The sequence below is a fragment of the Fonticella tunisiensis genome (assembly GCF_004364155.1).
Taxonomy (GTDB): Bacteria; Bacillota; Clostridia; order Clostridiales; family Caloramatoraceae; genus Fonticella; species Fonticella tunisiensis.
On sequence record NZ_SOAZ01000008.1, the window covers coordinates 1 to 22,510 of the forward strand.

The 22,510-nt window shown below is 36.7% G+C and carries 19 protein-coding genes and 1 riboswitch; of the genes, 8 read left to right on the top strand and 11 right to left on the bottom strand.

All coding sequences use genetic code 11. The annotated features are described in order from the left end of the window. The first annotated feature begins 568 nt into the window (after positions 1 to 568). Both EDD71_RS06045 and EDD71_RS06050 read left to right on the top strand, forming a co-directional pair. Positions 569 to 838 (top strand): ACT domain-containing protein, encoded by a 270-nt coding sequence (locus tag EDD71_RS06045; protein WP_133627854.1) that lies wholly within the window; start codon positions 569 to 571, stop codon positions 836 to 838. Positions 839 to 853: 15 nt separating this feature from the next. After that, complete coding sequence (locus EDD71_RS06050) at positions 854 to 2,209, top strand: DUF711 family protein (protein WP_479724195.1); 1,356 nt, start codon at positions 854 to 856, stop codon at positions 2,207 to 2,209. 179 nt (positions 2,210 to 2,388) lie between these two features. Here the strand turns inward: EDD71_RS06050 and aspD are convergent, their stop codons facing one another. The 3 genes from aspD to greA all read right to left on the bottom strand — a co-directional run bounded on the left by aspD (position 2,389) and on the right by greA (position 5,059). Continuing rightward, positions 2,389 to 4,044, bottom strand: coding sequence for an aspartate 4-decarboxylase (gene aspD / locus EDD71_RS06055; protein WP_133627856.1), 1,656 nt, complete (start codon positions 4,042 to 4,044; stop codon positions 2,389 to 2,391). A 44-nt stretch (positions 4,045 to 4,088) separates the two neighbouring features. Further along, on the bottom strand, positions 4,089 to 4,403 hold the full coding sequence (locus tag EDD71_RS06060; RefSeq protein WP_133627857.1) for a hypothetical protein: 315 nt from the start codon (positions 4,401 to 4,403) through the stop codon (positions 4,089 to 4,091). Positions 4,404 to 4,582: 179 nt separating this feature from the next. Then, positions 4,583 to 5,059, bottom strand: coding sequence for a transcription elongation factor GreA (gene greA / locus EDD71_RS06065; RefSeq protein WP_479724194.1), 477 nt, complete (start codon positions 5,057 to 5,059; stop codon positions 4,583 to 4,585). 348 nt (positions 5,060 to 5,407) lie between these two features. Here greA and EDD71_RS06070 point away from each other — a divergent pair, with 348 nt between their 5' ends. Next, the gene (locus EDD71_RS06070) at positions 5,408 to 6,778 is read left to right on the top strand and encodes an MATE family efflux transporter (RefSeq protein WP_133627859.1); all 1,371 of its coding nucleotides are present in this window, start codon (positions 5,408 to 5,410) and stop codon (positions 6,776 to 6,778) included. An 86-nt stretch (positions 6,779 to 6,864) separates the two neighbouring features. Next, entirely contained in the window at positions 6,865 to 7,734 is an 870-nt protein-coding gene (locus EDD71_RS06075) for a tRNA 2-thiocytidine biosynthesis TtcA family protein (RefSeq protein ID WP_133627860.1), read from the top strand. 55 nt (positions 7,735 to 7,789) lie between these two features. Here EDD71_RS06075 and adhE read toward each other — a convergent pair whose 3' ends face one another. Further along, the gene (gene adhE, locus EDD71_RS06080; RefSeq protein ID WP_133627861.1) at positions 7,790 to 10,402 is read right to left on the bottom strand and encodes a bifunctional acetaldehyde-CoA/alcohol dehydrogenase; all 2,613 of its coding nucleotides are present in this window, start codon (positions 10,400 to 10,402) and stop codon (positions 7,790 to 7,792) included. 692 nt (positions 10,403 to 11,094) lie between these two features. On the opposite strand from adhE, the gene EDD71_RS06085 reads away from it, so the two are divergent. Continuing rightward, positions 11,095 to 12,615 (top strand): ArnT family glycosyltransferase, encoded by a 1,521-nt coding sequence (locus EDD71_RS06085; RefSeq protein ID WP_166636358.1) that lies wholly within the window; start codon positions 11,095 to 11,097, stop codon positions 12,613 to 12,615. A gap of 142 nt (positions 12,616 to 12,757) precedes the next feature. Here EDD71_RS06085 and pdaA read toward each other — a convergent pair whose 3' ends face one another. Together pdaA and EDD71_RS06095 are read right to left on the bottom strand one after the other, a co-directional pair. Next, positions 12,758 to 13,675: a delta-lactam-biosynthetic de-N-acetylase gene (gene pdaA / locus EDD71_RS06090; protein ID WP_207669294.1), complete on the bottom strand. Its 918-nt coding sequence runs from the start codon at positions 13,673 to 13,675 to the stop codon at positions 12,758 to 12,760. Between the two features lie 185 nt (positions 13,676 to 13,860). After that, complete coding sequence (locus tag EDD71_RS06095; RefSeq protein WP_133627863.1) at positions 13,861 to 14,355, bottom strand: dihydrofolate reductase; 495 nt, start codon at positions 14,353 to 14,355, stop codon at positions 13,861 to 13,863. A 275-nt stretch (positions 14,356 to 14,630) separates the two neighbouring features. Here EDD71_RS06095 and EDD71_RS06100 point away from each other — a divergent pair, with 275 nt between their 5' ends. After that, on the top strand, positions 14,631 to 16,310 hold the full coding sequence (locus EDD71_RS06100) for a 2-oxoacid:acceptor oxidoreductase subunit alpha (protein ID WP_133627864.1): 1,680 nt from the start codon (positions 14,631 to 14,633) through the stop codon (positions 16,308 to 16,310). Continuing rightward, positions 16,311 to 17,174 carry a 2-oxoacid:ferredoxin oxidoreductase subunit beta gene (locus tag EDD71_RS06105; RefSeq protein WP_133627865.1) on the top strand — a complete coding sequence of 288 codons (864 nt, stop codon included), beginning with the start codon at positions 16,311 to 16,313 and terminating at the stop codon, positions 17,172 to 17,174. It begins immediately after the preceding gene. Between the two features lie 29 nt (positions 17,175 to 17,203). Here the strand turns inward: EDD71_RS06105 and queF are convergent, their stop codons facing one another. The 4 genes from queF to EDD71_RS06125 form a co-directional block, all read right to left on the bottom strand. Continuing rightward, positions 17,204 to 17,701 (bottom strand): preQ(1) synthase, encoded by a 498-nt coding sequence (gene queF / locus EDD71_RS06110; RefSeq protein WP_133627866.1) that lies wholly within the window; start codon positions 17,699 to 17,701, stop codon positions 17,204 to 17,206. A gap of 25 nt (positions 17,702 to 17,726) precedes the next feature. Further along, a complete protein-coding gene (locus tag EDD71_RS06115; protein ID WP_133627867.1) occupies positions 17,727 to 18,239 on the bottom strand; it encodes a QueT transporter family protein in 513 nt (170 codons plus the stop codon). A 317-nt stretch (positions 18,240 to 18,556) separates the two neighbouring features. Continuing rightward, positions 18,557 to 19,327 carry a cell wall hydrolase gene (locus EDD71_RS06120; RefSeq protein WP_133627868.1) on the bottom strand — a complete coding sequence of 257 codons (771 nt, stop codon included), beginning with the start codon at positions 19,325 to 19,327 and terminating at the stop codon, positions 18,557 to 18,559. Position 19,328: 1 nt separating this feature from the next. Next, positions 19,329 to 19,453, bottom strand: a riboswitch (cyclic di-AMP (ydaO/yuaA leader). A gap of 115 nt (positions 19,454 to 19,568) precedes the next feature. Continuing rightward, on the bottom strand, positions 19,569 to 20,678 hold the full coding sequence (locus tag EDD71_RS06125; protein WP_133627869.1) for a DUF3810 domain-containing protein: 1,110 nt from the start codon (positions 20,676 to 20,678) through the stop codon (positions 19,569 to 19,571). 250 nt (positions 20,679 to 20,928) lie between these two features. Between EDD71_RS06125 and EDD71_RS06130 the strand changes: the two genes are divergently transcribed. Further along, positions 20,929 to 21,159 carry a DUF3892 domain-containing protein gene (locus EDD71_RS06130; protein WP_133627965.1) on the top strand — a complete coding sequence of 77 codons (231 nt, stop codon included), beginning with the start codon at positions 20,929 to 20,931 and terminating at the stop codon, positions 21,157 to 21,159. Positions 21,160 to 21,204: 45 nt separating this feature from the next. Here the strand turns inward: EDD71_RS06130 and lysA are convergent, their stop codons facing one another. Continuing rightward, on the bottom strand, positions 21,205 to 22,503 hold the full coding sequence (lysA, locus tag EDD71_RS06135; RefSeq protein ID WP_133627870.1) for a diaminopimelate decarboxylase: 1,299 nt from the start codon (positions 22,501 to 22,503) through the stop codon (positions 21,205 to 21,207). Between the last annotated feature and the right edge of the window lie 7 nt (positions 22,504 to 22,510).

The window sequence follows — 22,510 nt, forward strand, 5'->3', positions numbered from 1 at the left end:
TGATAATAGCCTTTAACTTAACCCAATTATACTTTTTTAGAAACATTCGAGGATTCAGAGAAAAAAGGCTTTTGCAGATAAATATAATAGAAGATTTGAAAGATGAAATGTTGATAATTATGAATTGGATTAATCCAATTTTTAACACCGCATAGTCGATAATAAAATTGGAAATACAGCTTTTCATTATGATGGGGAGGGGGAAGGTGTATCTATATACATGGCCTACGGCCTTTTTCCCTTCCAAAATTTCAATAAAATAGAAAAAATCTAATTTCCTATAAAGAAAAAAGCTTTACTGGAAATTAGATGCGAAATCTCTGTTACGGATTAAGGATACTTGAATAAACTCAAGAAAATTGGTAAGATATAAAGTATTATTTAAAACTTGACAGTTTGATGAAGATAGCGAGAAAGAGGTAGATTTATCTATTCATTGAAGAGGTTAATTTTTCAGGTACCATATTATGGGGATAGCCCTTATTGGCGATCCTCTGGAGAGACTCTTCATGAGTACCGAAGGAGAAAGTCTGCAAATAAAACTTAAAATATTTAGGAGGAACGCAAAATGAGAGCTGTTATAACTGTAATTGGAAAAGACAAAATAGGAATTATTGCAGGAATAAGTACTATACTTGCAGAATGCAATGTAAATATTCTTGATATTAGCCAAACCATTCTACAGGATTATTTTACAATGATTATGCTTGTGGATTTAACTTATATGAATGTATCGTTGAGCGAATTAAATGAAAAACTGGATAAAAAAGAAGAATCTTTAGGGGTATCCATCAAGGTACAACATGAAGATATCTTTAAAGCTATGCACCAGATATAGGAGGTATTTGCAATGATAAATTCTAATGAAATAATAGAAACAATTAGAATGATAGAAGAAGAAAAACTTGATATTCGGACGATTACTATGGGAATTTCTCTTCGTGACTGCTGCGACTCCGATGGAGAAAAGGCAAGGCGGAAAATATATGATAAAATTACCCGATATGCTGAAAACTTGGTGAAGGTGGGGGAAGAGATTGAAATGGAATATGGTATCCCTATCATTAACAAGAGAATCTCGGTAACCCCTATTTCAATGATTGCTGAATCATCGGATGAAGAGGACTATGTTAAATTTGCCGTAGCTTTAGATAAGGCAGCTAAGACCACTGGAGTAAATTTTATTGGTGGATTTTCTGCTTTAGTACACAAAGGATATACAATCGGCGATGGTAAGCTAATTGCTTCTATTCCAGAGGCGTTAAATATCACGGAAAGAGTATGTTCTTCAGTAAATGTAGCAACTTCTAAAGTTGGCATAAACATGGACGCAGTAAGACAAATGGGGGAAGTTATCAAGAAAACTGCTGAACTTACTGCGGATCGGGATGGTTTGGGTTGTGCTAAACTAGTAGTTTTTGCAAATGCGCCGGAGGACAATCCTTTTATGGCGGGAGCTTTTCATGGAGTGGGAGAGCCGGAATGTGTAATTAATGTTGGGGTAAGTGGGCCTGGGGCTGTAAAAGCTGCGCTTGAACGTGTAAAAGGAGCAGATTTTGATACGGTGGCTGAAACCATTAAAAGAACTGCATTTAAAATTACCAGAATGGGTCAACTTGTAGCCCGGGAGGCATCTAAAAGATTGAATGTTCCCTTTGGAATTGTTGACCTATCTCTTGCGCCTACGCCGGCTGTTGGGGACAGTGTAGCTTACATTCTTGAAGAAATGGGACTTGAAAGCTGTGGAGCACATGGAACTACAGCCGCCTTAGCATTATTAAATGATGCCGTAAAAAAGGGTGGAGTCATGGCTTCATACCATGTAGGGGGATTAAGTGGTGCGTTTATTCCTGTAAGCGAAGATGCAGGCATGATTGAAGCTGTAGAGAGGGGAGCTTTAAATATAGATAAATTAGAAGCTATGACCTGTGTTTGTTCGGTAGGGTTAGACATGATTGCAATTCCAGGAGATACTCCTGCAGAAACTATCTCAGCTATCATTGCTGATGAATGTGCCATCGGCGTGATGAATAACAAGACTACTGCCGTACGTATTATTCCGGTACCGGGTAAAAAGGTTGGTGAAGTTGTAGAGTTTGGTGGATTATTAGGTAGAGCGCCTATTATGCAGGTAAGCAGATTTTCCAGCTGCGATTTTATAAAAAGGGGAGGAAGAATTCCTGCACCTATCCACAGCTTTAAGAATTAATATCTTTTGAAGAAGAAAAAAGAAAAACCTTCTTGCGTTTAGTAGATTTATAAGAAAATTTACTAATGGCAGGAAGGTTTAATTATTTTTCTATCAAAAATTCAGTGTTCTCATACTATATCTTTTATATCAGGGGGCACCGTATGCAGGTACCCCGAAATTTTTCATGAATAAAACCTCTATTGAGAAGATTTTTGCAAGCCAAGTCTTGATGATTCCCTCCATAACGAAACATACTCCTCAAGTACCTTATGGAGAACTTTACCAATTATAGAGTATGCCTCATCATTGAGATTTGCAAGCGATATTCTAATTGACCATTCTGGCCCGGAGAATCCGCCACCACTTAAGAGAACAATTGATGATTCCTGTGCCAGACGATAGAGGATGTCTACGGGTTTGTGATGTTCCTTAAGATATCTAGCGAATTCTTCACCGTAATAGTGACATGCCCATTCCAGTAAATCAAACTCAGTATAATAAGCTGCGTCATAAGGATCCTTTCGCAGATCCAATCCAAGACTGTCGAAAAATAACTTTTGACGCCGCCTGCAAATATTTTTAGTTAACTCTTTGTATCTGTTTTCTTTATCAAGAAGGGCAAATGCACAGAAAAAGGCCATCTGTACCTGCTGGGGTGTTGATAAACCCGCTGTGTGATTTAACGCAACCTGACGGCTGTCAGCAACAATTCTATCGATAAATGGTATGTCATCAGGATTAGTTGAAAGGGCTGCATATCGCTGTCTCAGCTCTTCCTTGATGTTCTCGGGCAATTCCTTAAGCAATTTGTCAAACACGTTGTTTTCATGAAGGGCAATTGTCCCAAGTCGCCAGCCCGTTACTCCAAAATATTTTGAAAATGAATAAACTCCAATCGTATTAAATGGTAGGTCAGCCATTAAAGAGCGAAAGTTGTCTACAAAGGTACCATATACATCATCGGAAATAATCATAAGGTTTGGATTATAATCCTCTACGATATTGATTAGTTGCCTGACCGATTCAGGCTTAATTGCAACGGAAGGTGGATTGCTGGGGTTTACAACAAACAGAGCTTTTATTGTTGTATCACGAAGCTTTTCAAGTTCAGACTCTGGATACTGCCAGGTGTGGGTGCCGTCTTCTGTCATTTCATTGGCTCTTATTTTTATTACTTCAAAGTTATATCTGGGTAGAAGAGGAATTTCAAGGTATGGAGTGAAGATAGGAGTCATCAGCGCTATCCTATCCCCCCTGGATAATAATTCATTTGCGATAAGGGAATCGAATATGTAGCACATTGCAGCAGTGGCACCTTCCACTGCAAATATGTTAAATTTGCCCACAGGAGGCCTGTTATAACACATTTCCTGAACAAGATATTCATGGACAACCATTTCAATGTGTGGAAGCATCCTGTCTGGGACAGGATAATTATCACCAATGATGCCGTCTGCCAGTTCATGTACCCAGGCATCTGGATCAAAGCCCAGGTTGGTTATACCGTAATCTATTATTTTTTCAAGTAGTTCTATTCCAGAAGCATCGCTGTGTCTTGCAGCGTAGCTCTTAAAGCGGCTGGCAATTCCTCCCCTTCTCGGCATACCAGCCAGATCCCCTTCATTCCATACTCTTCGAGCTTCCTCTACAGCAAACTGTCCGAAGGTGAAAAAGGCTTCACGGGGAGTTGCTGCTGTCCAGTTTGGGTTACCTCTTCCAGCATCCAGTAAGACATGCGCGCTTTTTTTCCCCTGTCCTTCTGCGAGGTGAATCAGCCTATTTTTAAATTCAAAAGGGCTAATTTTTCCATATACATTTTCCAATTCTTCACGCTGGATATTGTAGAAATCCATATTATTTTGTCCTCCCTTGGTAGTTAGATGGTTTTAAACAATCTTTATCCTAAAAATTCAGGATTTGAAACATAATATGAACGTATAGCCTTCTGCAAAATTATAAGGTCAACCCCCCTGTTGCCTTCGTTAAAGGAGCAGAGGTATCTAGAGCCACAAACATTACATTCTATATACTGTCTGGACTCAAGGAGTTTTCGATTGTCAAATAAAAATGGAAGGAACTCTTCATCGTTTTTAAGGCCCGGAGCATTAGAATCAATTGAATAGGAATATAAATAAGTAGCTTCATATTTTGCAGTAAAGCTGCTGTCGTTGCATGCTGGACAAACTATGCGGGTTGAAAGATTCAATTTCATCACCTTCCACTTGTTTTAGCATTATATATATTATAGCTCCGTTTTAATATACATATACTTTATGGAAAGGATAAAGACGATGGATTTTAGGATGCTTGAGGTAAAGGACTTTACCAGTTTAAAAATAGCATAAAATCAAAACAACACCTTCCGATTACCAGAAGGTGTTGTTTTGTGAATTATTCAACTGTAATTTTTTCTATTCTGACAGCATATCTTCCCTGTGGAGATTCAACCATTACTTCATCTCCTACTTTGTGCTTATATATGGCTTTTCCAAGGGGAGATTCTATGCTTATCATGTTGTTTAATGGATCTGCTTCTATGGTTGTGACGATTTTAAACTCATCTACTTCATTGTCCTCCAGAAATCTAACAGAGACTGATTTTCCAATTCCAACTTCATCTTCAGAGGTGGTATCCTTTATGATTTTGGCGGTTCTTATCATTCTTTCAAGATAACGTATTCTGCTCTCATTTTTAGCCCTTTCCCTTTTGGCTGCTTTGTATTCAAAGTTTTCGCTTAGATCTCCATGGGCCCTTGCCTCTTTAATATCCTCGAGTATTTTATGCCTTACAACGACTTTGCGATATTCAATTTCTTCTTTAAGCTTGTTAATCGCTTCTTCGGTAAGGTAATTATGCAATTTAATCACCCTTCTTTTTATAAATTTAGTATAATATTATAATAACATTTATATTGATAATATGTTATTTGTTTTTATATTAACATTATATATCAGTATTATGAAGCTATGGAAGATAAGTTCATAAAATGGGACAAAGTAAAATATTTAAAATTTGCTTGTTTATCTTTATAAAAAATAATTAATTTTCGAAGGATAATGGATATTAATATAGAATATACAAATAATGTGCATTTCTATATCTTATTTGATGGTGTTGCGGTTTTTGTAAAAATATCCATATTATATATTTTCAATAGTTAGACGAAACTGTTGAAGCAAAATTTGTATTCTATATGCAGTAAGGGGGATACTAATATGAAAACTATTCGAGAGGATGTATTAAAATTAACTGTTCCTATTCTCGTTGAACAGATGTTTGTAATGTCTATGGGAACGATAAACACGATGATGGCAGGGCACATTGGAAAGGAAGCAGTATCGGCAATTGGAATGGTGGACTCCATTAATAATATTTTTATTGCGTTCTTCTCAGCCCTGGCTGTTGGAGGTACGGTCGTTGTAGCGCAGTATACAGGGCAGAGAAACGTTAAAAAGGCAAACGAAGCTACAAAACAGGCGCTTTATTCAAGTTTAGCCATATCACTTGCAATTACAATTATTACATGGGTTTTTAGGGAGCCTCTTATATCCATACTTTATGGCTCAGCAGAAAAGGAAGTCATAAACGACGCCTTTATCTATCTTGCAATAACGCTTCTCACCTATCCAGCCATATCAATAAGCCTTGTTGCAAATGGAGTTCTCCGGGGGGCAGGTGACTCTAAGACTCCAATGACAATAACGATAGTTATGAACATTATGAACGTTATTTTAAGCTATCTTTTGATTTATGGAATTAACATAAAAAATAATTTTATTAATATTTATATTAAGGGGCTTGGAATAGAAGGTGCAGCCCTTGGAATTGCAGCTGCAAGGACAATTGGTGCTCTTATTGTTATGCTTGTTCTCCTAAGAGGGTCGGCATCGTTAAAGCTTAAGGGTATTTTCAAATTCAAAATGGATAAGGAGTTGCTAAAATCTATTTTTGGTATAGGAGTTCCGGCAAGTGTGGAATCCCTTCTTTTTAATGGTGGAAAACTGATAACGCAGATTTATATAGTAGGCATGGGTACAGTATCCATAGCTTCTAATGCTATAGCAGGATCCATAATTTCAATGTTAAATATTCCAGGGAATGCACTAAGCATTGCTGCGACTGCACTTGTAGGGCAATATATGGGAAGAGGAAACACAGAGGAGTCGGGTAGAGTATTGTCATATATGACAAAGCTTTCTACCATATGTCTGGCAATAATTGGGGTATTATCGGTTCCATTTGCAAACCAAATTGCAATGCTTTATAACAAAAATGCTGACATAGTACAATTAACTGCAGATATTATAAGAATTAATGCAATATTTATGCCACTTTGGTCCGTATCCTTTGTTTTGCCGGCAGGATTGAAAGGTGCAGGGGATGCTACCTATACAATGGTTACAGCAGTAATTGGAATGTGGCTGTTTAGAATTACACTGGGATACTTTTTAGGAATTCCATTAAAGCTTGGATTAATTGGGGTATGGATGGGCATGTACATTGACTGGCTTGTTCGTGGAATATTGTATTATAAAAGGTTGAAAAATGGAAAGTGGAAAGACCACGTTGTGATAAGGAGCGTGTAAAAACAAAGGGACTGGATATTGCTTTCTAAAGACAAGCAGGGATAAAGCTGTTATAATATTGTTCGTAGTACTAAGGAGGCGATAGAATGAGCAACGTGGCTGGAAGTGGATGTGAGGTACTGATACCTTTCAGCGAAAGAAAACCTCTGGAGGAAATAGAAAGAAGTATAATCAAAAAATATAGAAAACATATATGGTCCAAATTTGTTAAGGCAATAAACGATTATAAACTGGTGGAAGAGGGAGACAAAATTGCAGTGGCCATATCAGGTGGCAAGGATAGTCTGTTAATGGCAAAGCTATTTCAGGAGCTGAAGCGCCATAGAAAGTTTAATTTCGAAGTGGAGTTTATTGCTATGGACCCGGGATATCATCCAAGTATTAGGGATCTTTTGATTGATAACTGCAGGTACTTGAATATACCTGTACACATTTTTGAATCAGGTATATTTGAAATTGCAGATAGGATTGCAAACGACTATCCCTGTTACATGTGTGCAAGGATGAGGAGAGGAGCCCTTTACTCAAAGGCCCGGGAGCTTGGATGTAACAAACTTGCATTAGGCCATCACTTTAATGACGTTATTGAAACAACTATGTTAAATCTTATATATACTGGATGCTTTAAAACAATGCTTCCAAAATTAAAATCAACAAACTTTAAAGGACTTGAGCTTATAAGGCCGCTATATTATATTGAGGAGCGCCATATTGCAAGCTTTACTCAGGAAAACGGTATATGGCCTTTAAACTGTGCATGTATGGTGGCGGCCAAAAGGACTGCCAACAAGAGATATGAAATAAAGGAATTAATTGAGAACTTAAAGGAGAATTTCTATAAGGAAGCGGACAAATCCATATTTACAGCAGCTCAAAATGTTAATATGAACTCCATTTTAGGATGGCAAAAGGATGGGAAAAACTATACTTACCTTGATTTTTATGACGAGGAGTGAGAATCATATTAAAAAGCAGCGACATAGATTTTATGCCGCTGCTTTTTAATGTTTATTATTTATTATTTTCTTCAGTTTCCTTTGAAATTCCTTCGAAAGCGTTTATATACATCTGCTTGATTTCGCTTATTAACGGATATCTTGGGTTGGCACCTGTGCACTGGTCGTCGAAGGCCTGTTCGCACATTTCATCAAGGGTTGCGTAGAATTTCTCTCTTGAAACACCAGCTTCACTTATCGTTTTTGGCATGTTAACCTGGTTCTTTAAGTCGTCGATTGCCTTTATAAGGAGTTCAATCTTTTCATCTTCGGTATTTCCGCCAAGGTTCAGGTAGTCAGCAATCCTTGCATATCTGAACTTGGCGTTTGGATATTTATACTGTGGGAATGCAGTTTGCTTTCTTGGGTTATCAACTGCATTAAATCTTATTACTTCGTTAATTAGAAGGCCGTTGGCAACTCCGTGTGGTACATGATGCATTGCTCCAAGCTTGTGGGCCATTGAGTGGCATACGCCGAGGAATGCATTTGCAAAGGCCATACCAGCCATAGTTGCAGCGTGGGCCATCTTTTCCCTTGCTTTGATGTTGTTTGGACCATCATTATATGCCTGTGGTAGATATTTGAATATAAGTCTTATCGCTTCAAGGGCAAGTCCGTTAGTATACTCTGATGCAAGTACCGAAACATAGGCTTCTATTGCATGAGTTAGGGCGTCTATACCAGATGCTGCTGTAAGTCCCTTTGGCATATTGAGCATAAGTTCTGCATCTACTATTGCCATATCAGGAGTTAACTCATAGTCTGCAAGAGGATATTTAATTCCCGTCTTTTCATCGGTTATAACAGCAAATGGAGTAACCTCTGAACCTGTTCCGGAAGAAGTTGGGATTGAAACCATCATAGCCTTTTCGCCCATCTTTGGGAACTGGTAAACTCTCTTTCTAATATCCATAAATCTCATTGCAAGGTCTTCAAACCTTACTTCCGGATGCTCATAAAGTACCCACATAATCTTTGCAGCATCCATAGGTGAGCCTCCACCAACTGCAATTATTACATCCGGATTGAGGCTTTTCATTTGTGCTGCACCCTTTCTTGCAGTTGCAAGTGTTGGGTCTGGTTCAACGTCAAAGAACACGCTATATTCAATTCCTATTTCATCAAGGGTCTTTGTAACTGTATCGATAAATCCTAAATTATACAGAACTTTGTCAGTAACGATGAATGCCCTCTTCTTGCCCATATCCTTTAATTCCTTTAATGCTACAGGCAGGCAGCCGTATTTGAAGTATATCTTTTCAGGAACTCTGAACCAAAGCATATTTTCTCTCCTTTCAGCAACACTCTTGATGTTTAAAAGATGCTTAACTCCAACGTTTTCAGATACAGAGTTTCCACCCCATGTACCACATCCGAGTGTTAGCGAAGGAGCAAGCCTGAAGTTATAGATATCTCCTATTGCACCTTGGGACGAAGGCATATTGATTATTGTTCTTCCTGTCTTCATAGTCGCACCAAATTTTTCAATTCTATCCCTTGATTTTACCTGGTCGGTATATAGAACTGATGTATGCCCAAATCCGCCAAGTTCCACAAGCCTTGCAGCTTTCTGAAGTGCCTCATCGAAGGTTTTAGCCTTATACATAGCGAGCACAGGTGAAAGTTTTTCGTGTGAGAATGGTTCATCGAGTTCAACGGATTCAACTTCTCCGATTAATACCTTTGCTGTTTCAGGAACTTTAACTCCAGCCATTTCAGCTATTTTGTGGGCAGGCTGTCCAACTATATTTGCATTTATTGAACCATTAACAAGTATTATCTTTCTAACCTTGTCGATTTCCTCTCCCTTTAGGAAGTATGCTCCTCTTTCCTCAAACTCACGCTTAACTTCGTCATATATTTGTTCCATTACAATTACTGACTGTTCTGAAGCACATATAACTCCGTTGTCAAATGTCTTTGAAAGAAGTATGGAGCTTACTGCCATTTTAATATGTGCTGTTTCATCTATTATTGCAGGCGTATTTCCAGCACCTACTCCTATTGCGGGTTTTCCTGAGGAATAAGCAGCTCTTACCATTCCGGGGCCGCCTGTGGCAAGTATCATATCAGCTTCCTTCATAACGATCTGTGAAAGTTCAACCGTTGGTTCATCAATCCATCCTATTATTCCCTCAGGGGCACCGGCCTTAACTGCAGCATCAAGTACGATTTTAGCTGCTGCTATAGTTGATTTTTTAGCCCTTGGATGGGGTGAGAAAATCACACCGTTTCTTGTTTTTAAAGCGATTAATGCTTTAAATATTGCAGTGGATGTCGGGTTGGTAGTTGGTACTATTGCAGCGATAACTCCTATAGGTTCTGCAACCCTCATTATGCCGAAGGATTCATCTCTGTCAATAACTCCGCAGGTCTTTTCATCCTTATATTTATTGTATATATATTCTGAGGCAAAGTGGTTTTTAATAACTTTGTCTTCTACAATTCCCATTCCTGTTTCTTCAACAGCCATCTTTGCAAGCTTAATTCTTGCATTGTTAGCAGCCATAGCAGCCTGTCTAAATATTTCATCTACCTGTTCCTGGGTGTAGGAGGCGAATATTTTTTGGGCTTTTCTAACCTCCTCAAGCTTTAATCTTAGTTCTTCTGCATTTGTTACTTTCATTTAATACACCTCTCTTATATATTATTTACTAAAGGGGCTCACAGGATATTATAAATAAAGATTATCAAATTATTATGTTTTAATAACATCCTGTTTCTTCATAAAATTTCAATCACTTTGTTTAATATTTAACAAAAATGTTTAAATAAAATATTCACCGATAAAATAGTGAATAAATATAGATTGCTTTGGATGGATATTTTAAAATATCTTCTCTACATTTCTTATTATAATATCGTTTTTACATTTTGTAAATTAAAAATTTAACAAAGTTGCGAAAAAAATTATAGAAAATGATCAAGGAACTTTAAAATAACTTTGAAACTCTGAAAGTAACATTTAAAATCTGTGATAGCTCAGTAATTTACGTTGATTCAAATGATGCTTTATTTTGATAGATATATAACAAACTAATGTTTTATCAGTTATTTGAATAATAATAAATCTCTTATAAAGGTAAGGATGGTTTAAAATCGCTGATGAAATTATTAAAAAAGGATTCAATAGAAAAATGGCCATGAGTGCGTTTGTGCGCATAACTGCGGATTAAATATACTGCTGCAGCTGGAAAAGTATATTAGATATTTTCAGTGGATATCATATAAATGCATGAAAAAGAAATTGATTTAGATTATTTATGTATATTGGAGAACAGTAAAATCCTTTTGAAGCCAGCAGGAGGAAATAGGGGAATGGATCGCTTAAGGAAAGATTTTTATAATAGGTTATTAGATATCATCGAAAGGCTTTATTATTTTTTTCTAATAGGCATTTTATTACTAGCAATATACAATTTATTCTTTTGTCTTAAAGAAACGCCTATATACAGCTGGGATGAAGCAAGACATGGTATAAGCGCATATGAAATGATAAAGCGTAGAGATTTCATAGTAAACACCTATGGATATAGAAATGATTACTGGAATTTGAAACCACCGCTAAGTTTCTGGGCTATAGCCCTCGGCTATAAAATAGCAGGCTTTAACCCACTGGGATTAAGGATATTTTCAGCTGTTGCGGCTTTTTTCACAATATTGATTTCGGTTTTATTTGTAAAATATAGGCATGGAAGGCTCGCATCACTTATTACGGCAATCGTTTTAATTACATCACCTAAATATATAGTAATACATAGCGCAAGAACGGGGGATGCGGATTCGTTATTTGTACTGTTCTTTTCAATGTCGATGATTTCGATGATTTTATCAGAGAAAAACATTAAATGGCTATACCTGGCGGGCTTTTCTTTTTCTATGGCCTTTCTTACGAAGAGCTGGCATGCATTAAACATAGTAATCATCGGCCTTATCCATCTTGTATATAGTAGAACATTATTTCGACTCAAGGTAAAGGAATGGACTTTGTTAATTTGCAGTGCATTTGCTCCCATAATATCGTGGGCATCAATTAGATATACAAGGGATGGGTTTACGTTTTTAAAGCTCATGATAACCTATGACCTATTGACAAGAAGTGCAACTACGATTGAAGGACATATCGGAGATCACTGGTATTATTTTGACACATTAAAAAGCTTTTATTCAATTTGGCTCTGGGTACTTGGAATTGGTGTTGTTGGATACATGATATTATATTCAAAGCTGATTTATAAAGATAGGTTCAATGCCAGCAGAAAAAACTACGTACTATTGATGATTTTGTGGTCATCGATACCACTTATCACTTTTACAAAGGCTGGTACCAAAATAGGGTGGTATATACTTCCAATCTATCCTGCCATAGCTATATCCATTGGCGGGCTTTGTGGAGAAGTGATGCGAGGAGCCAGACGAAGTACTCTGCTCCAAATAGTTCTATTATTATTCATTATAAAAGGAGCGATAATTTATCAAACAGAGATTTATAAACACATTATTATTTTTAAGAACGATAAAAATCGTGTTACATTTGAATATTTCGAGCCTGGAAGAGATATTAGGGGATCAAGAATGTATATGGATTATGGCCCATATGCCAAAATCAACGTTGGGCCATTAAGCGAGTTTAAAAATTGGCAGCAAAGCGATATGTTATCCGCTGAACTTTACTGGGATATTGTTCCCGAAGATGGAAAAATGGATGCGTTTTTACGTGATGGGAGTAGGGAAGCGCTTATAATGGTTCCTAAAATTCAGTATTTTAAGGATATCATTATGGATGAGGGGCTTAAGATAGTTGGTGAAAGCAGTTCGGTATATATTCTAAGTAAATAAATCGATTTTCATATGAAATAAGCATTTGGGCGAGAATCTGAAAATTCTTAGAGAAGAGGTGGAAGATAGGCCATAATGTAATTCCTTGCGTTTAAATGCATGCAAGTTTGTAAATCGATCTGGCCCGTCTTCTACCGCTTGATTATTTAACTAACTCATCAAGGCTTCTTATTTCGTATCCCTGTGCCTTCCATTCAGCGATTACACTGTCAAGTATGTCTGCATTAGTTTTGGAAACTGCGTGGAGAAGTATTATGGCGCCATTGTGAGTCCTTTCAAGTATTCTCTTCCTGGCAAATTCCCTGGAAGGCTGATTATTAGGGTCCCAATCCGCGTAGGCAAAGCTCCAGAATATGGTTTTATACCCTAAGCTTTTAGTATAGTATAGGGATAATTCGCTGTATTTTCCCATGGGAGGTCTGAAGTATTTAGGCATTTTTTGCCCCGTAACTTTTTCAAAGGCCTCTTCGACATCAGTCAATTCCTTATTAAATTTTTCCTGATTCTTCAAAGAGGCCATTGATGGATGCCTTGCACTGTGATTGCATACAAGATGGCCTTCATCAACCATTCTTCTAATTATATCCGGATTCGAGGTTATATACGGCTTAACAACGAAAAAAGCTGCTTTTATATTATGCTTTTTCAACACATCAAGAATTTGAGAAGTGTATCCATTTTCGTATCCTTCATCAAAAGTTAAATATATAACTTTTTTTGAGGTATCACCGAGATAGAAGCTGTCATATTTAGAAAGAAAATTCCTGGTTTCATCAGGAGGCCCGGGGGGCGTACCGTTAGCTATATGTTTGAAGTACCAGTTATATTCCTTTGTGTCTAAACCCTCAGGAGTTTTAGCAGAAAAGGAGTTTTTAAAAAACATTGTGATTTCATCGTATTTAAACTCCTGCAGTCTATCTGCAGTTTTGATAAAGGTAATAAAGGAAGTAGATTTATTTAGGTTTAATTCATTCGTATTTTTATGGGTTGTGTATTTCAATAAAAATGAGCTGAATATAATCAGTGATATTAAAAAAATACATATGGTTTTCCTGTTCATTTAATCGCACCTCTTCCTGGAATTCATAAAATATTAAAACAGGAAGTACAAGCATTATCAGGAAGAAATATAAAAGATCTATGTCTATAAATATTATGTGCATTATGCTTTGAACAAATATATGCAAAAAAAGTAAAGGCATGAAACTATATGAAGTTTATAATTTCATGGCAAGAAAAAATGAATTATAACCTGATCAGAGTTAAAAATGTATGTTTATAAACATTTCTTTCATCCATTATGCCCTCCTGTTTTTCTATGATATCCCATTCATTTCTATTATATTTAGGAAAATAAGTATCACCTTCAAAAAAATCATGTATTAGGGTTATATACATTTTTTTTGCATATGGCATTAGGGTTGTAAATATATCCCCTCCACCTATGACGAAGAATTCTTCCTCATCTATTATGTATGGGTTTAGTTCATCGATATCGTGAATTACATAAACATTATCGTCATCAATTTCATAGCACTTATTCCTGGTGAGTATTATGTGCTTCCTGCCGGGAAGAATACCAGGAAGTGCTTCAAAGGTCCTCCTTCCCATAATCATTGTTCTGCTTTTCGAACATGTGATTTCTTTAAACCTCTTTAAATCATTGGGAAGATGCCAGGGCAGATTATTATTTCTGCCTATTACGTTATTTAAAGACATTGCGACTACAAAGCTTAACATTGGCTTAAACCTCCTGCACAAATCGTTATACCATTAAGTTTATCATAATAATACTTCAAATTCATTCAAGAAGCATGTTAAAAACAATATATATAATGGAATGCATAAGGATTATTTTCAAAGGATTAACGGGGAAATATAATAATTAAAGATAATCAATCTTTAAAAAGAATGAAAATTTATATTAAATGAAAATTATTATTGATTAATATAAGTTATCGATATATAATAAAGATACAATACATATTGAATAATTAAAGATGAGGTGTTTCAAGTTGAAATATAATATTCTAATTGGCGGCCAGGCAGGCCAGGGAATGGATACAATAAGCGATGTTTTGGAAAAACATCTTAAATCAAGGGGGTTATTTGTATTTTCCAATAAGGATTACATGTCAAGGGTAAGAGGGGGACACAACTTTATTCAGATAAGGTTTGGCGATGAGCCTGTATATTCACATTATCCCGAACTGGATCTTATCATTGCCCTTGATAAAAATACCATTGAATTTCACAGAGATAGATTAAAAGCTTCCGGTAGTATAATAGCGGATGAACTTATAGCATATCAGAATGAAAGAGTTATTTCACTTCCAATTACAAAAGCAACGAAGGAGATAGGTTTTTATAAGGCCTTTGGAATGGTAGCTGCAGGTGCAGCTCTTAAATACTTTAATATATCCTTGGAGGGTGTTGAAAAAGTACTTCCTAAAAAATTCAGCGATGAAATTAAAACAAAAAACCTTGATGCCATAAAGAAAGGCTACGAACTTCTTGAATCAAGGCTTAGCCTTTCAGAAGGCTGTACAAGTAATAATATACTTATAAACGGTAATACTGCTATTGCCCTTGGGGCGCTGGCGGGCGGATTATCATTTTACTCGGCATATCCAATGACTCCGGCAACCAGTATAATGACGTATCTTTCAAAAAAACAGGTTGAAGCAGGCATTGTAGTAGAACAGGTAGAGGATGAGATATCAGCCATAAACATGGCAATAGGTGCTTCCTATGCGGGAGCCAGAGCTATGACAGGTTCATCAGGAGGAGGTTTCTCTCTCATGGTGGAAGCCCTGGGGCTTGCAGGCATAACTGAGACTCCCCTTGTTGTGGTAAATTCACAGAGGCCAGGTCCTGCAACAGGATTGCCTACAAGAACTGAGCAGAGCGATCTTTCCTTTATGCTTACGGCATCACATGGAGAGTTTCCCAGAATGGTTATAGCACTGAGAAATCCTGAGGATGCATTTTATCAGACCTTTAGAGCGCTAAACCTTGCTGATAAATATCAAACGGTGGTTATGATCCTTACGGATCAGTACCTCGCAGATTACAGAATGACTATTCCAAAGTTTAAACTTGATGGACTTAAGATTGAGCGATATATTTCTGGCGAGGAAGTTCTTGAAGAAGGAGAGGAGTACAGAAGGTATAAGTTAACGGGAAATGGAATATCTCCAAGACTAATACCGGGAAAGGTTGAAGGCCAGATTGTGCTTGTTGACAGCGACGAGCATACAGAATATTCTCATATAACTGAATCTGCTGAGGTTCGTAATGCGATGATGGAGAAAAGAATGAAAAAGCTGGAACTTATGAAGGAGGACATAATTGAACCCGAGTATTTTGGAGTTGAGAAACCTGAAGTTGTCCTGATTGGATGGGGATCCACCTACGGACCTCTCAAAGAAGCTGTTGAAATGCTAAATAATGAAGGATATAGGGTTGGAGCGCTATCCTTTGGAGATATTTATCCGCTTCCTCAAAAACTTTTAAGAAAATATGCTGAAGAGGCAAAAGTCCTTGTTAATGTAGAACAGAACTATACAGGGCAGCTTGCAAAACTGATAATGCAGGAAACGGGAATTAAAATGGATAAGAGCATATTAAAGTATGATGGAAGGCAGATAGATCCAAAGGAAATATATAATAGAGTAATAAGCGAGGTGCTTTAAATGCTGGATATAAAGCTTTATAATACAAATGATGAAAACGCATGGTGCCCTGGTTGCGGAAACTTTTCAATATTGGACGCTCTTAAATGTGCTACAGCGGAGCTTGAAATAAGACCGGAGGATCTTGTGGTCGTTTCGGGTATAGGTCAGGCAGCAAAGACGCCACATTATATAAGGGCTAATGGTTTTAACGGTTTGCATGGAAGGGCGCTGCCGCCTGCTCAGGGCATAAAGATGGTAAACAAAAACCTGAAGGTTATTGTAACAAGCGGTGACGGTGATTCCTATGGAGAGGGTGGAAATCACTTTATACACGCTATAAGAAGAAACATGGATATAACACATTTGGTTTACGATAACCAGATATATGGTTTGACTAAGGGTCAGGGTTCTCCAACAACAGCCCTTGGGCAGAAAACAACAATGCAGTTTGAAGGAGTGATACAGAACCCATTAAATCCTCTTGCACTTGCAATTGCATCAGGAGCAACCTTTGTAGCTAGAACTTTCACCGGAGATAGGGAAGGAATGATTAAGATTTTAAAAGAAGCAATAATGCACAAAGGATATTCCCTTGTAGACATTCTTCAACCCTGTGTATCCTTTAATAAGGTAAATACCTTTAAATGGTACATGGATAGAGTGTACAGCCTTGATGAGTCCTATGATCCAACGAATAAGGTTTTAGCTTTCCAAAAGGCGCTTGAGTTCGGCGATGATGGAATTCCTGTTGGGGTAATCTACAGAGAATACAATAAACCTATTTTTGAGGAACTTCACCCTGTTATAAGAGATAACGAAAATGTTATAGATAGGGTTTGGAATCCTCAGGATGCAGAAAAATTCATAGAAGAATTCATGTAAAATAAGGTCAGCATTTCGCTGACCTTATTTTATCTATTGTCTATTCTTTCAGGATACATATCATGATAAAACAGTCTTTTTTCTGCAACCTCTTTCCATTTAGTTCCTTCTTTGCCGTAATTACAATAAGGATCTATAGAAATTCCCCCTCTTGGGGTAAATTTGCCCCATACCTCTATATATTTTGGAGCCAGAAGCTTAATTAAATCCTTCATAATGATATTAACACAGTCTTCATGAAAATCTCCATGATTTCTAAAACTAAAGAGGTAGAGCTTTAATGATTTGCTTTCTACCATAAGCTTATCGGGTACATAGGATATATAAATAGTGGCAAAGTCAGGCTGACCCGTTTTTGGGCAGAGACTTGTAAATTCAGGACAGTTGAATTTTACAAAGTAATCGTTGTCCTGATGTTTATTAACAAACGTTTCAAGTACAGAGGGGTCATAATCATATTTATATTTTGTGCCCTTTTCACCTAACAAAGTTACGCCTTCAAGCTCTTTGTCTGTCCTTCCACTCATAGAATTTCCTCCTTCTTGCAATATATTATAGAGAGTTATGTTGCAGCTTGTATCTTAATTGTTTTACTAGTATGACGCCGACTATTCCTGGTATAATTTGCCCTATACAAAGGCTTATTGCCAGCAACTTGTATGGTATGTTCAATATTGTAGAAAGCCATATAGGTACAATTAACCCTGGACCGAATATTATTGGTAAAGCAATAAACAAGTCGTTTAGATTTAATCTTTTGATTATATAGACAGCAGTGGTCGTAATAATTCCCACAATTAAACCACCAGCCATATCTAAAATTCCGAGACCACCCATCAGTGCATTACTTAGCAGGTTGCTTATTCCCATTGGAATGATTAGAAAAGGGTAAATGGCACTGAGAGCATATAGTGAAGTTGCTATTCTTATCTGATATTGTCCAAAGGCGAAGCCTTGAGTAATATACATTAATATAATATAAAGTGCCATCACAACCCCTGAAATAGTTATTTTCCAAGTATAGGATAAATCCTTGTCAAATGTAAAATTTGATTTCATCTGCATGATAAACCTCCTTTTGTTAATGCTTTTAAAATTCAAATAAAAAAGGGCACAACTGCCCTATAAACAAAAACTGGTTAAGGATAGTCTGCTGTTTTAAACGTAAAATGTTTCAAATAAAAAAGGCGCATACGCGCCACATAACAGACTACCTCAGTAATCATTTGCCCGTAGTTTTGTTTATAGACAGGATGGTTTCGAACTGTCTTATTAAGTTTTACATTTATTATATTACATTTTACGGTTAAAAGCAATGGAAAATAATTATATAATGTTAATAAAAAATCAAGGCTGTCGGTTCCGACAGCCTTGATTTTTTATTAGTAAACAAATACCATTCTGTCTATTCGTGCTGCCAGGGGCTTGGACCACAACCACTGGTTTGTAGCACTATCGTCAAAGTAGAATAAAGCACCATTAGTTGGGTCTGCACCATTAAGTGCTTCGCAGGCAGCTCTTCTTGATTCTGCCGATGCAGGATTATTAATTGTTCCATTTAAAACAGGAGTGAATTGATAGTATCCATTTATTCTTTGATATATAACTTCCCTTATTGTGTTTGGAAACTGTGAACTTTGTACCCTATTTACAACTACGGCTCCTACTGCAACCTTTGCACTGTAAGGCTGATTCTCGGCTTCTGCCTGTATAAGCCTTGCAAGGAGATCTAAATCATCCTGTGTGTATGGTATTACAGCCTTTGGCTGGGACGATACCACATTTCCCTTTGGAAGGATAAGCTTTTGTCCAGGATATATCAGGTTGTCCCATTTGTTGTTTGCCTTTCTTAATGCGTCAAGGGATATGCCAAACCTCTTAGAGATTAAGAAAAGCGTATCTCCGCTTTTTACTGTGTAAGTTTCAGCAGGCACATTTAATACCTGTCCTGGATATATTACATCGCTTCCAAGGTCATTTGTTGATTTTATTTCTGAAGCAGTTGTATTAAATAACCTGCTTATTTTGAATAGTGAATCGCCTGATGTTACTTTATAGGCTGCTGCAAAAGCATTATGCTTTGTAAAGATAGTTAGAGCCATTGTAGTAGATAGGGCAAATAGAAAGGTTTTTAGTTTCTTTGATTTGAACATGTTAAACACCTCCATCGCCTCCGAGGTTAGTTGACGGGTTCGGGTAGAGGTACCCTACTCATAATGAGATTCACCCCAAAAGTTTAGTCCCCCGTACTCCTACTGGAGATTCGGCTTTTTTCAATATGCATTTTAACATGAGATTATAAGCAAGTCTATATAAAGTATATGGCAGCGAAGGTATACAGAGCTAAGAGAGTAATATGATGGTTACGAAATAAATTTAAATGGATAATGATTTCTATTTCTTATCTGAAACTTTAAGGCGGTATTCCGCAACTAATAGGTTTACCATCCTGTTATAGCTGTATATGCCTTCCCCCTGAAGGTTTGACTTTAGATAAGTGTTGTTAATTTTAGATGTTACCCTGTCTATAGGACCTTCATATCGTCCCCAGAATTTGTTTATGTATAGTAAATCTCTCCTAACGCCATCGCTGTACATTGATTTTAATCTGCTAAAGGCTTTTAAATCCTGTTGTGCCAGGGCATTCATACTGTATACCAATGCAAACAATGTACCTGAATATTGGAATTGTACATCAGGATTCATTGTGCTAGTTAAATATGCAATGTAATTTGCTTCGTCTTCCCTTGCAAACCCCCTTTGATGAGCCATTTCATGGCATATAGCAGCAGGGAGAATTGAATTTGGTATATTGGTATTTACATTTGCTTCTCCGGTAAAGGGAAAATACACCCCTGAAATACCGGTATATGACATTAGCCTTGAAAGAAAAACTCCCTTAGGCCTTCCGTATTTTCCACCAATAACGGGATATATTATAGAAGCTTCATCATAGCCTTTATATGCTTCATTAAAAGCCTGGACACTGTTGTAAGATAATTTCATAACACCCTCTGTGTTTTCATTTACAAGGCTGCGCAGTTTATTGGCACGTTCTATGAGATCCAGGCAAAGCCCTTCAAGTTCATTGACATTAGGAGGAGACACGGGCATATTGATAATTTGTGAAAATGGTTTGCGGTGGTAGTTAAGCCCCCAGAGAACTATAAATGAAAAATATGTGATGCTTATAGAAGCTGATGTATTAATTATAAAAGTCTTCAGTATTTTTCCCTTTCCATGGGGTACTTTAATTAATCTGTATATTAAATAAAATATTCTATATAAGATGTATATAGTTAGAAGGATAATAATAACCTCTGCAAGAGAAAAGGGAAATATTCCTGTAATTTGGCTTAAGGGTCTTCCAATAAATCTATAAGTTCCCGTAGAATAAAGCTTCTCTACCAGACCAGGGTATTTCGATACAGAATATGAAAAAATTACAGCCGCAGGCAAAAGTAACACTAATAGAAGTTTGTTTATGTATCTTTTTTTACACATATCACATACCAGCTTTCTTTAAAGATATTATAATATGGAGATAAAAAAATATATTCTGCTTACAACTACGCTTGCAAAAAAATCAGCGCAACAAGTTATAATAATATATTATTTTATGAGTGAGAATGTGTCAAAACAAAAGTCCAAGTTTTTGAAAAACACCTTTTCTATAGTCGATATCGAATCTGAGATTGCTCATTTACGAATAACAGAAGCAAAATGTAAAATACTAAATGCAGGAGGGATATGTATGGGAGATAAATCAAAAATAATCAAGGTTAAAAAGAATCCTGATGGTGACATTACAGATGTTATGCTGGATAATGGCAATGTTTATTCCATAAATGAAGCGATAATGATGGCTAAGGATGGGATTATCGAGGGAGTAAATGTTGGAAGGGCTAAAAATGGAAGGGAATATTTAAGGAGTAATCCAAATGGAGAAGTAAATGATAACATGGATAATTTGCCTGTGTTTTAAATAAAACGAATCAGCATATCGGCCTATCCGATATGCTGATTCGTTTTATAAAGCAATTTCACGGTTTATCAAATCTTCGTATGTTTCTCTTCTGCAAATTACCTTTGACTTCCCATCCTTTACAAGGACTACAGCTGCCCTTGGAATTTTATTGTAATTGCTTGACATGGAATAACAATAAGCTCCTGTTGATAGGACTGCAAGAATATCTCCGCTGTTGCTTTCAGGAAGTTCTATATCTTTTATAAGTATATCTCCTGATTCGCAGCATTTTCCTGAGATCGTTACAACCTCTCTACGTTCGCCTTCTATACGATTTGCGACTATGCATTCATATTCTGCATTGTAAAGTGAAGGTCTTATGTTATCAGTCATCCCTCCATCCACGGCTACATATTTTTTGATACCGGGGATTTGCTTGATGGAACCTACTGTATAAAGGGTGGTACCTGCATTTCCAACTATAGATCTTCCAGGTTCAATGGATAGTGAAGGAAGAGGAATATTTAATTCTTTGGAGGTCTCCTGTGCTCTTTTTAAAATAGAAGAACAAAAGTCCTCAATGGAGTTGGGATCATCGCCTTCACGATAATAAATCCCAAAGCCTCCTCCCAAATTGAGTTCATTAATTTCATATCCGAGCTCTTCCTTAATGCCTTTGATCAGGGAAAGCATTATATCTACCTCATCAAGATAAGGTTCAATATCGAAAATTTGTGAACCTATGTGACAGTGAAGGCCTCCCAGTTCTACGTTAGAAAGGGACATTACCCTTTTTACTGCAGTTAAAGTTTTATTGTTTAATATGGTAAAGCCAAACTTTGAATCAAGTTGCCCGGTTTTTATATAGCTGTGCGTATGGGCTTCAATTCCAGGAGTTATCCTTAGAAGAAGTCTTTGGATTGTACCTTTTCTTTTAGCAATTTCATTTATTTTATCTATTTCATAGAAATTATCTGCTACAAAGGTTCCTACACCAAGCTCTATTGCCATTTCTATTTCATCGGGAGTTTTATTGTTGCCGTGAAAATATACTTTTTCAATGGGGAAACCACTTTTATAAGCAGTATATAATTCACCGCCGGATACAACATCAAGGCATAAACCTTCTTCGTTTATAATCTGGCACATGGCAATTGTTAAAAAAGCCTTTCCTGCATAAATAACTTTGTTATTGGGATTATTCTTCTTAAAACTTTCCATGTATCTGCGGCAGTTATCCCTTATCAACTTTTCATCAAGAACATAAAGTGGAGTTCCATATTTATCTGCTAGTTCAACTGTGCTAATACCGCCTATATATAGTTCATTATTTTTTATTTTCATAGTTCCGAAAAGTCTCATAAAATCC

What these genes read in the sequence shown, in the direction of transcription:
- EDD71_RS06045 (WP_133627854.1), top strand. Translation starts at nt 569, where the DNA reads ATGAGAGCTGTTATAACTGTAATTGGAAAAGACAAAATAGGAATTATT.
- EDD71_RS06075 (WP_133627860.1), top strand. Translation starts at nt 6,865, where the DNA reads ATGAGCAACGTGGCTGGAAGTGGATGTGAGGTACTGATACCTTTCAGC.
- EDD71_RS06130 (WP_133627965.1), top strand. Translation starts at nt 20,929, where the DNA reads ATGGGAGATAAATCAAAAATAATCAAGGTTAAAAAGAATCCTGATGGT.
- EDD71_RS06105 (WP_133627865.1), top strand. Translation starts at nt 16,311, where the DNA reads ATGCTGGATATAAAGCTTTATAATACAAATGATGAAAACGCATGGTGC.
- EDD71_RS06120 (WP_133627868.1), bottom strand. Translation starts at nt 19,327, where the DNA reads ATGTTCAAATCAAAGAAACTAAAAACCTTTCTATTTGCCCTATCTACT.
- lysA (WP_133627870.1), bottom strand. Translation starts at nt 22,503, where the DNA reads ATGAGACTTTTCGGAACTATGAAAATAAAAAATAATGAACTATATATA.
- EDD71_RS06095 (WP_133627863.1), bottom strand. Translation starts at nt 14,355, where the DNA reads ATGTTAAGCTTTGTAGTCGCAATGTCTTTAAATAACGTAATAGGCAGA.
- EDD71_RS06125 (WP_133627869.1), bottom strand. Translation starts at nt 20,678, where the DNA reads ATGTGTAAAAAAAGATACATAAACAAACTTCTATTAGTGTTACTTTTG.
- EDD71_RS06070 (WP_133627859.1), top strand. Translation starts at nt 5,408, where the DNA reads ATGAAAACTATTCGAGAGGATGTATTAAAATTAACTGTTCCTATTCTC.
- adhE (WP_133627861.1), bottom strand. Translation starts at nt 10,402, where the DNA reads ATGAAAGTAACAAATGCAGAAGAACTAAGATTAAAGCTTGAGGAGGTT.
- queF (WP_133627866.1), bottom strand. Translation starts at nt 17,701, where the DNA reads ATGAGTGGAAGGACAGACAAAGAGCTTGAAGGCGTAACTTTGTTAGGT.
- pdaA (WP_207669294.1), bottom strand. Translation starts at nt 13,675, where the DNA reads ATGAACAGGAAAACCATATGTATTTTTTTAATATCACTGATTATATTC.
- EDD71_RS06085 (WP_166636358.1), top strand. Translation starts at nt 11,095, where the DNA reads ATGGATCGCTTAAGGAAAGATTTTTATAATAGGTTATTAGATATCATC.
- aspD (WP_133627856.1), bottom strand. Translation starts at nt 4,044, where the DNA reads ATGGATTTCTACAATATCCAGCGTGAAGAATTGGAAAATGTATATGGA.
- EDD71_RS06115 (WP_133627867.1), bottom strand. Translation starts at nt 18,239, where the DNA reads ATGCAGATGAAATCAAATTTTACATTTGACAAGGATTTATCCTATACT.
- EDD71_RS06060 (WP_133627857.1), bottom strand. Translation starts at nt 4,403, where the DNA reads ATGAAATTGAATCTTTCAACCCGCATAGTTTGTCCAGCATGCAACGAC.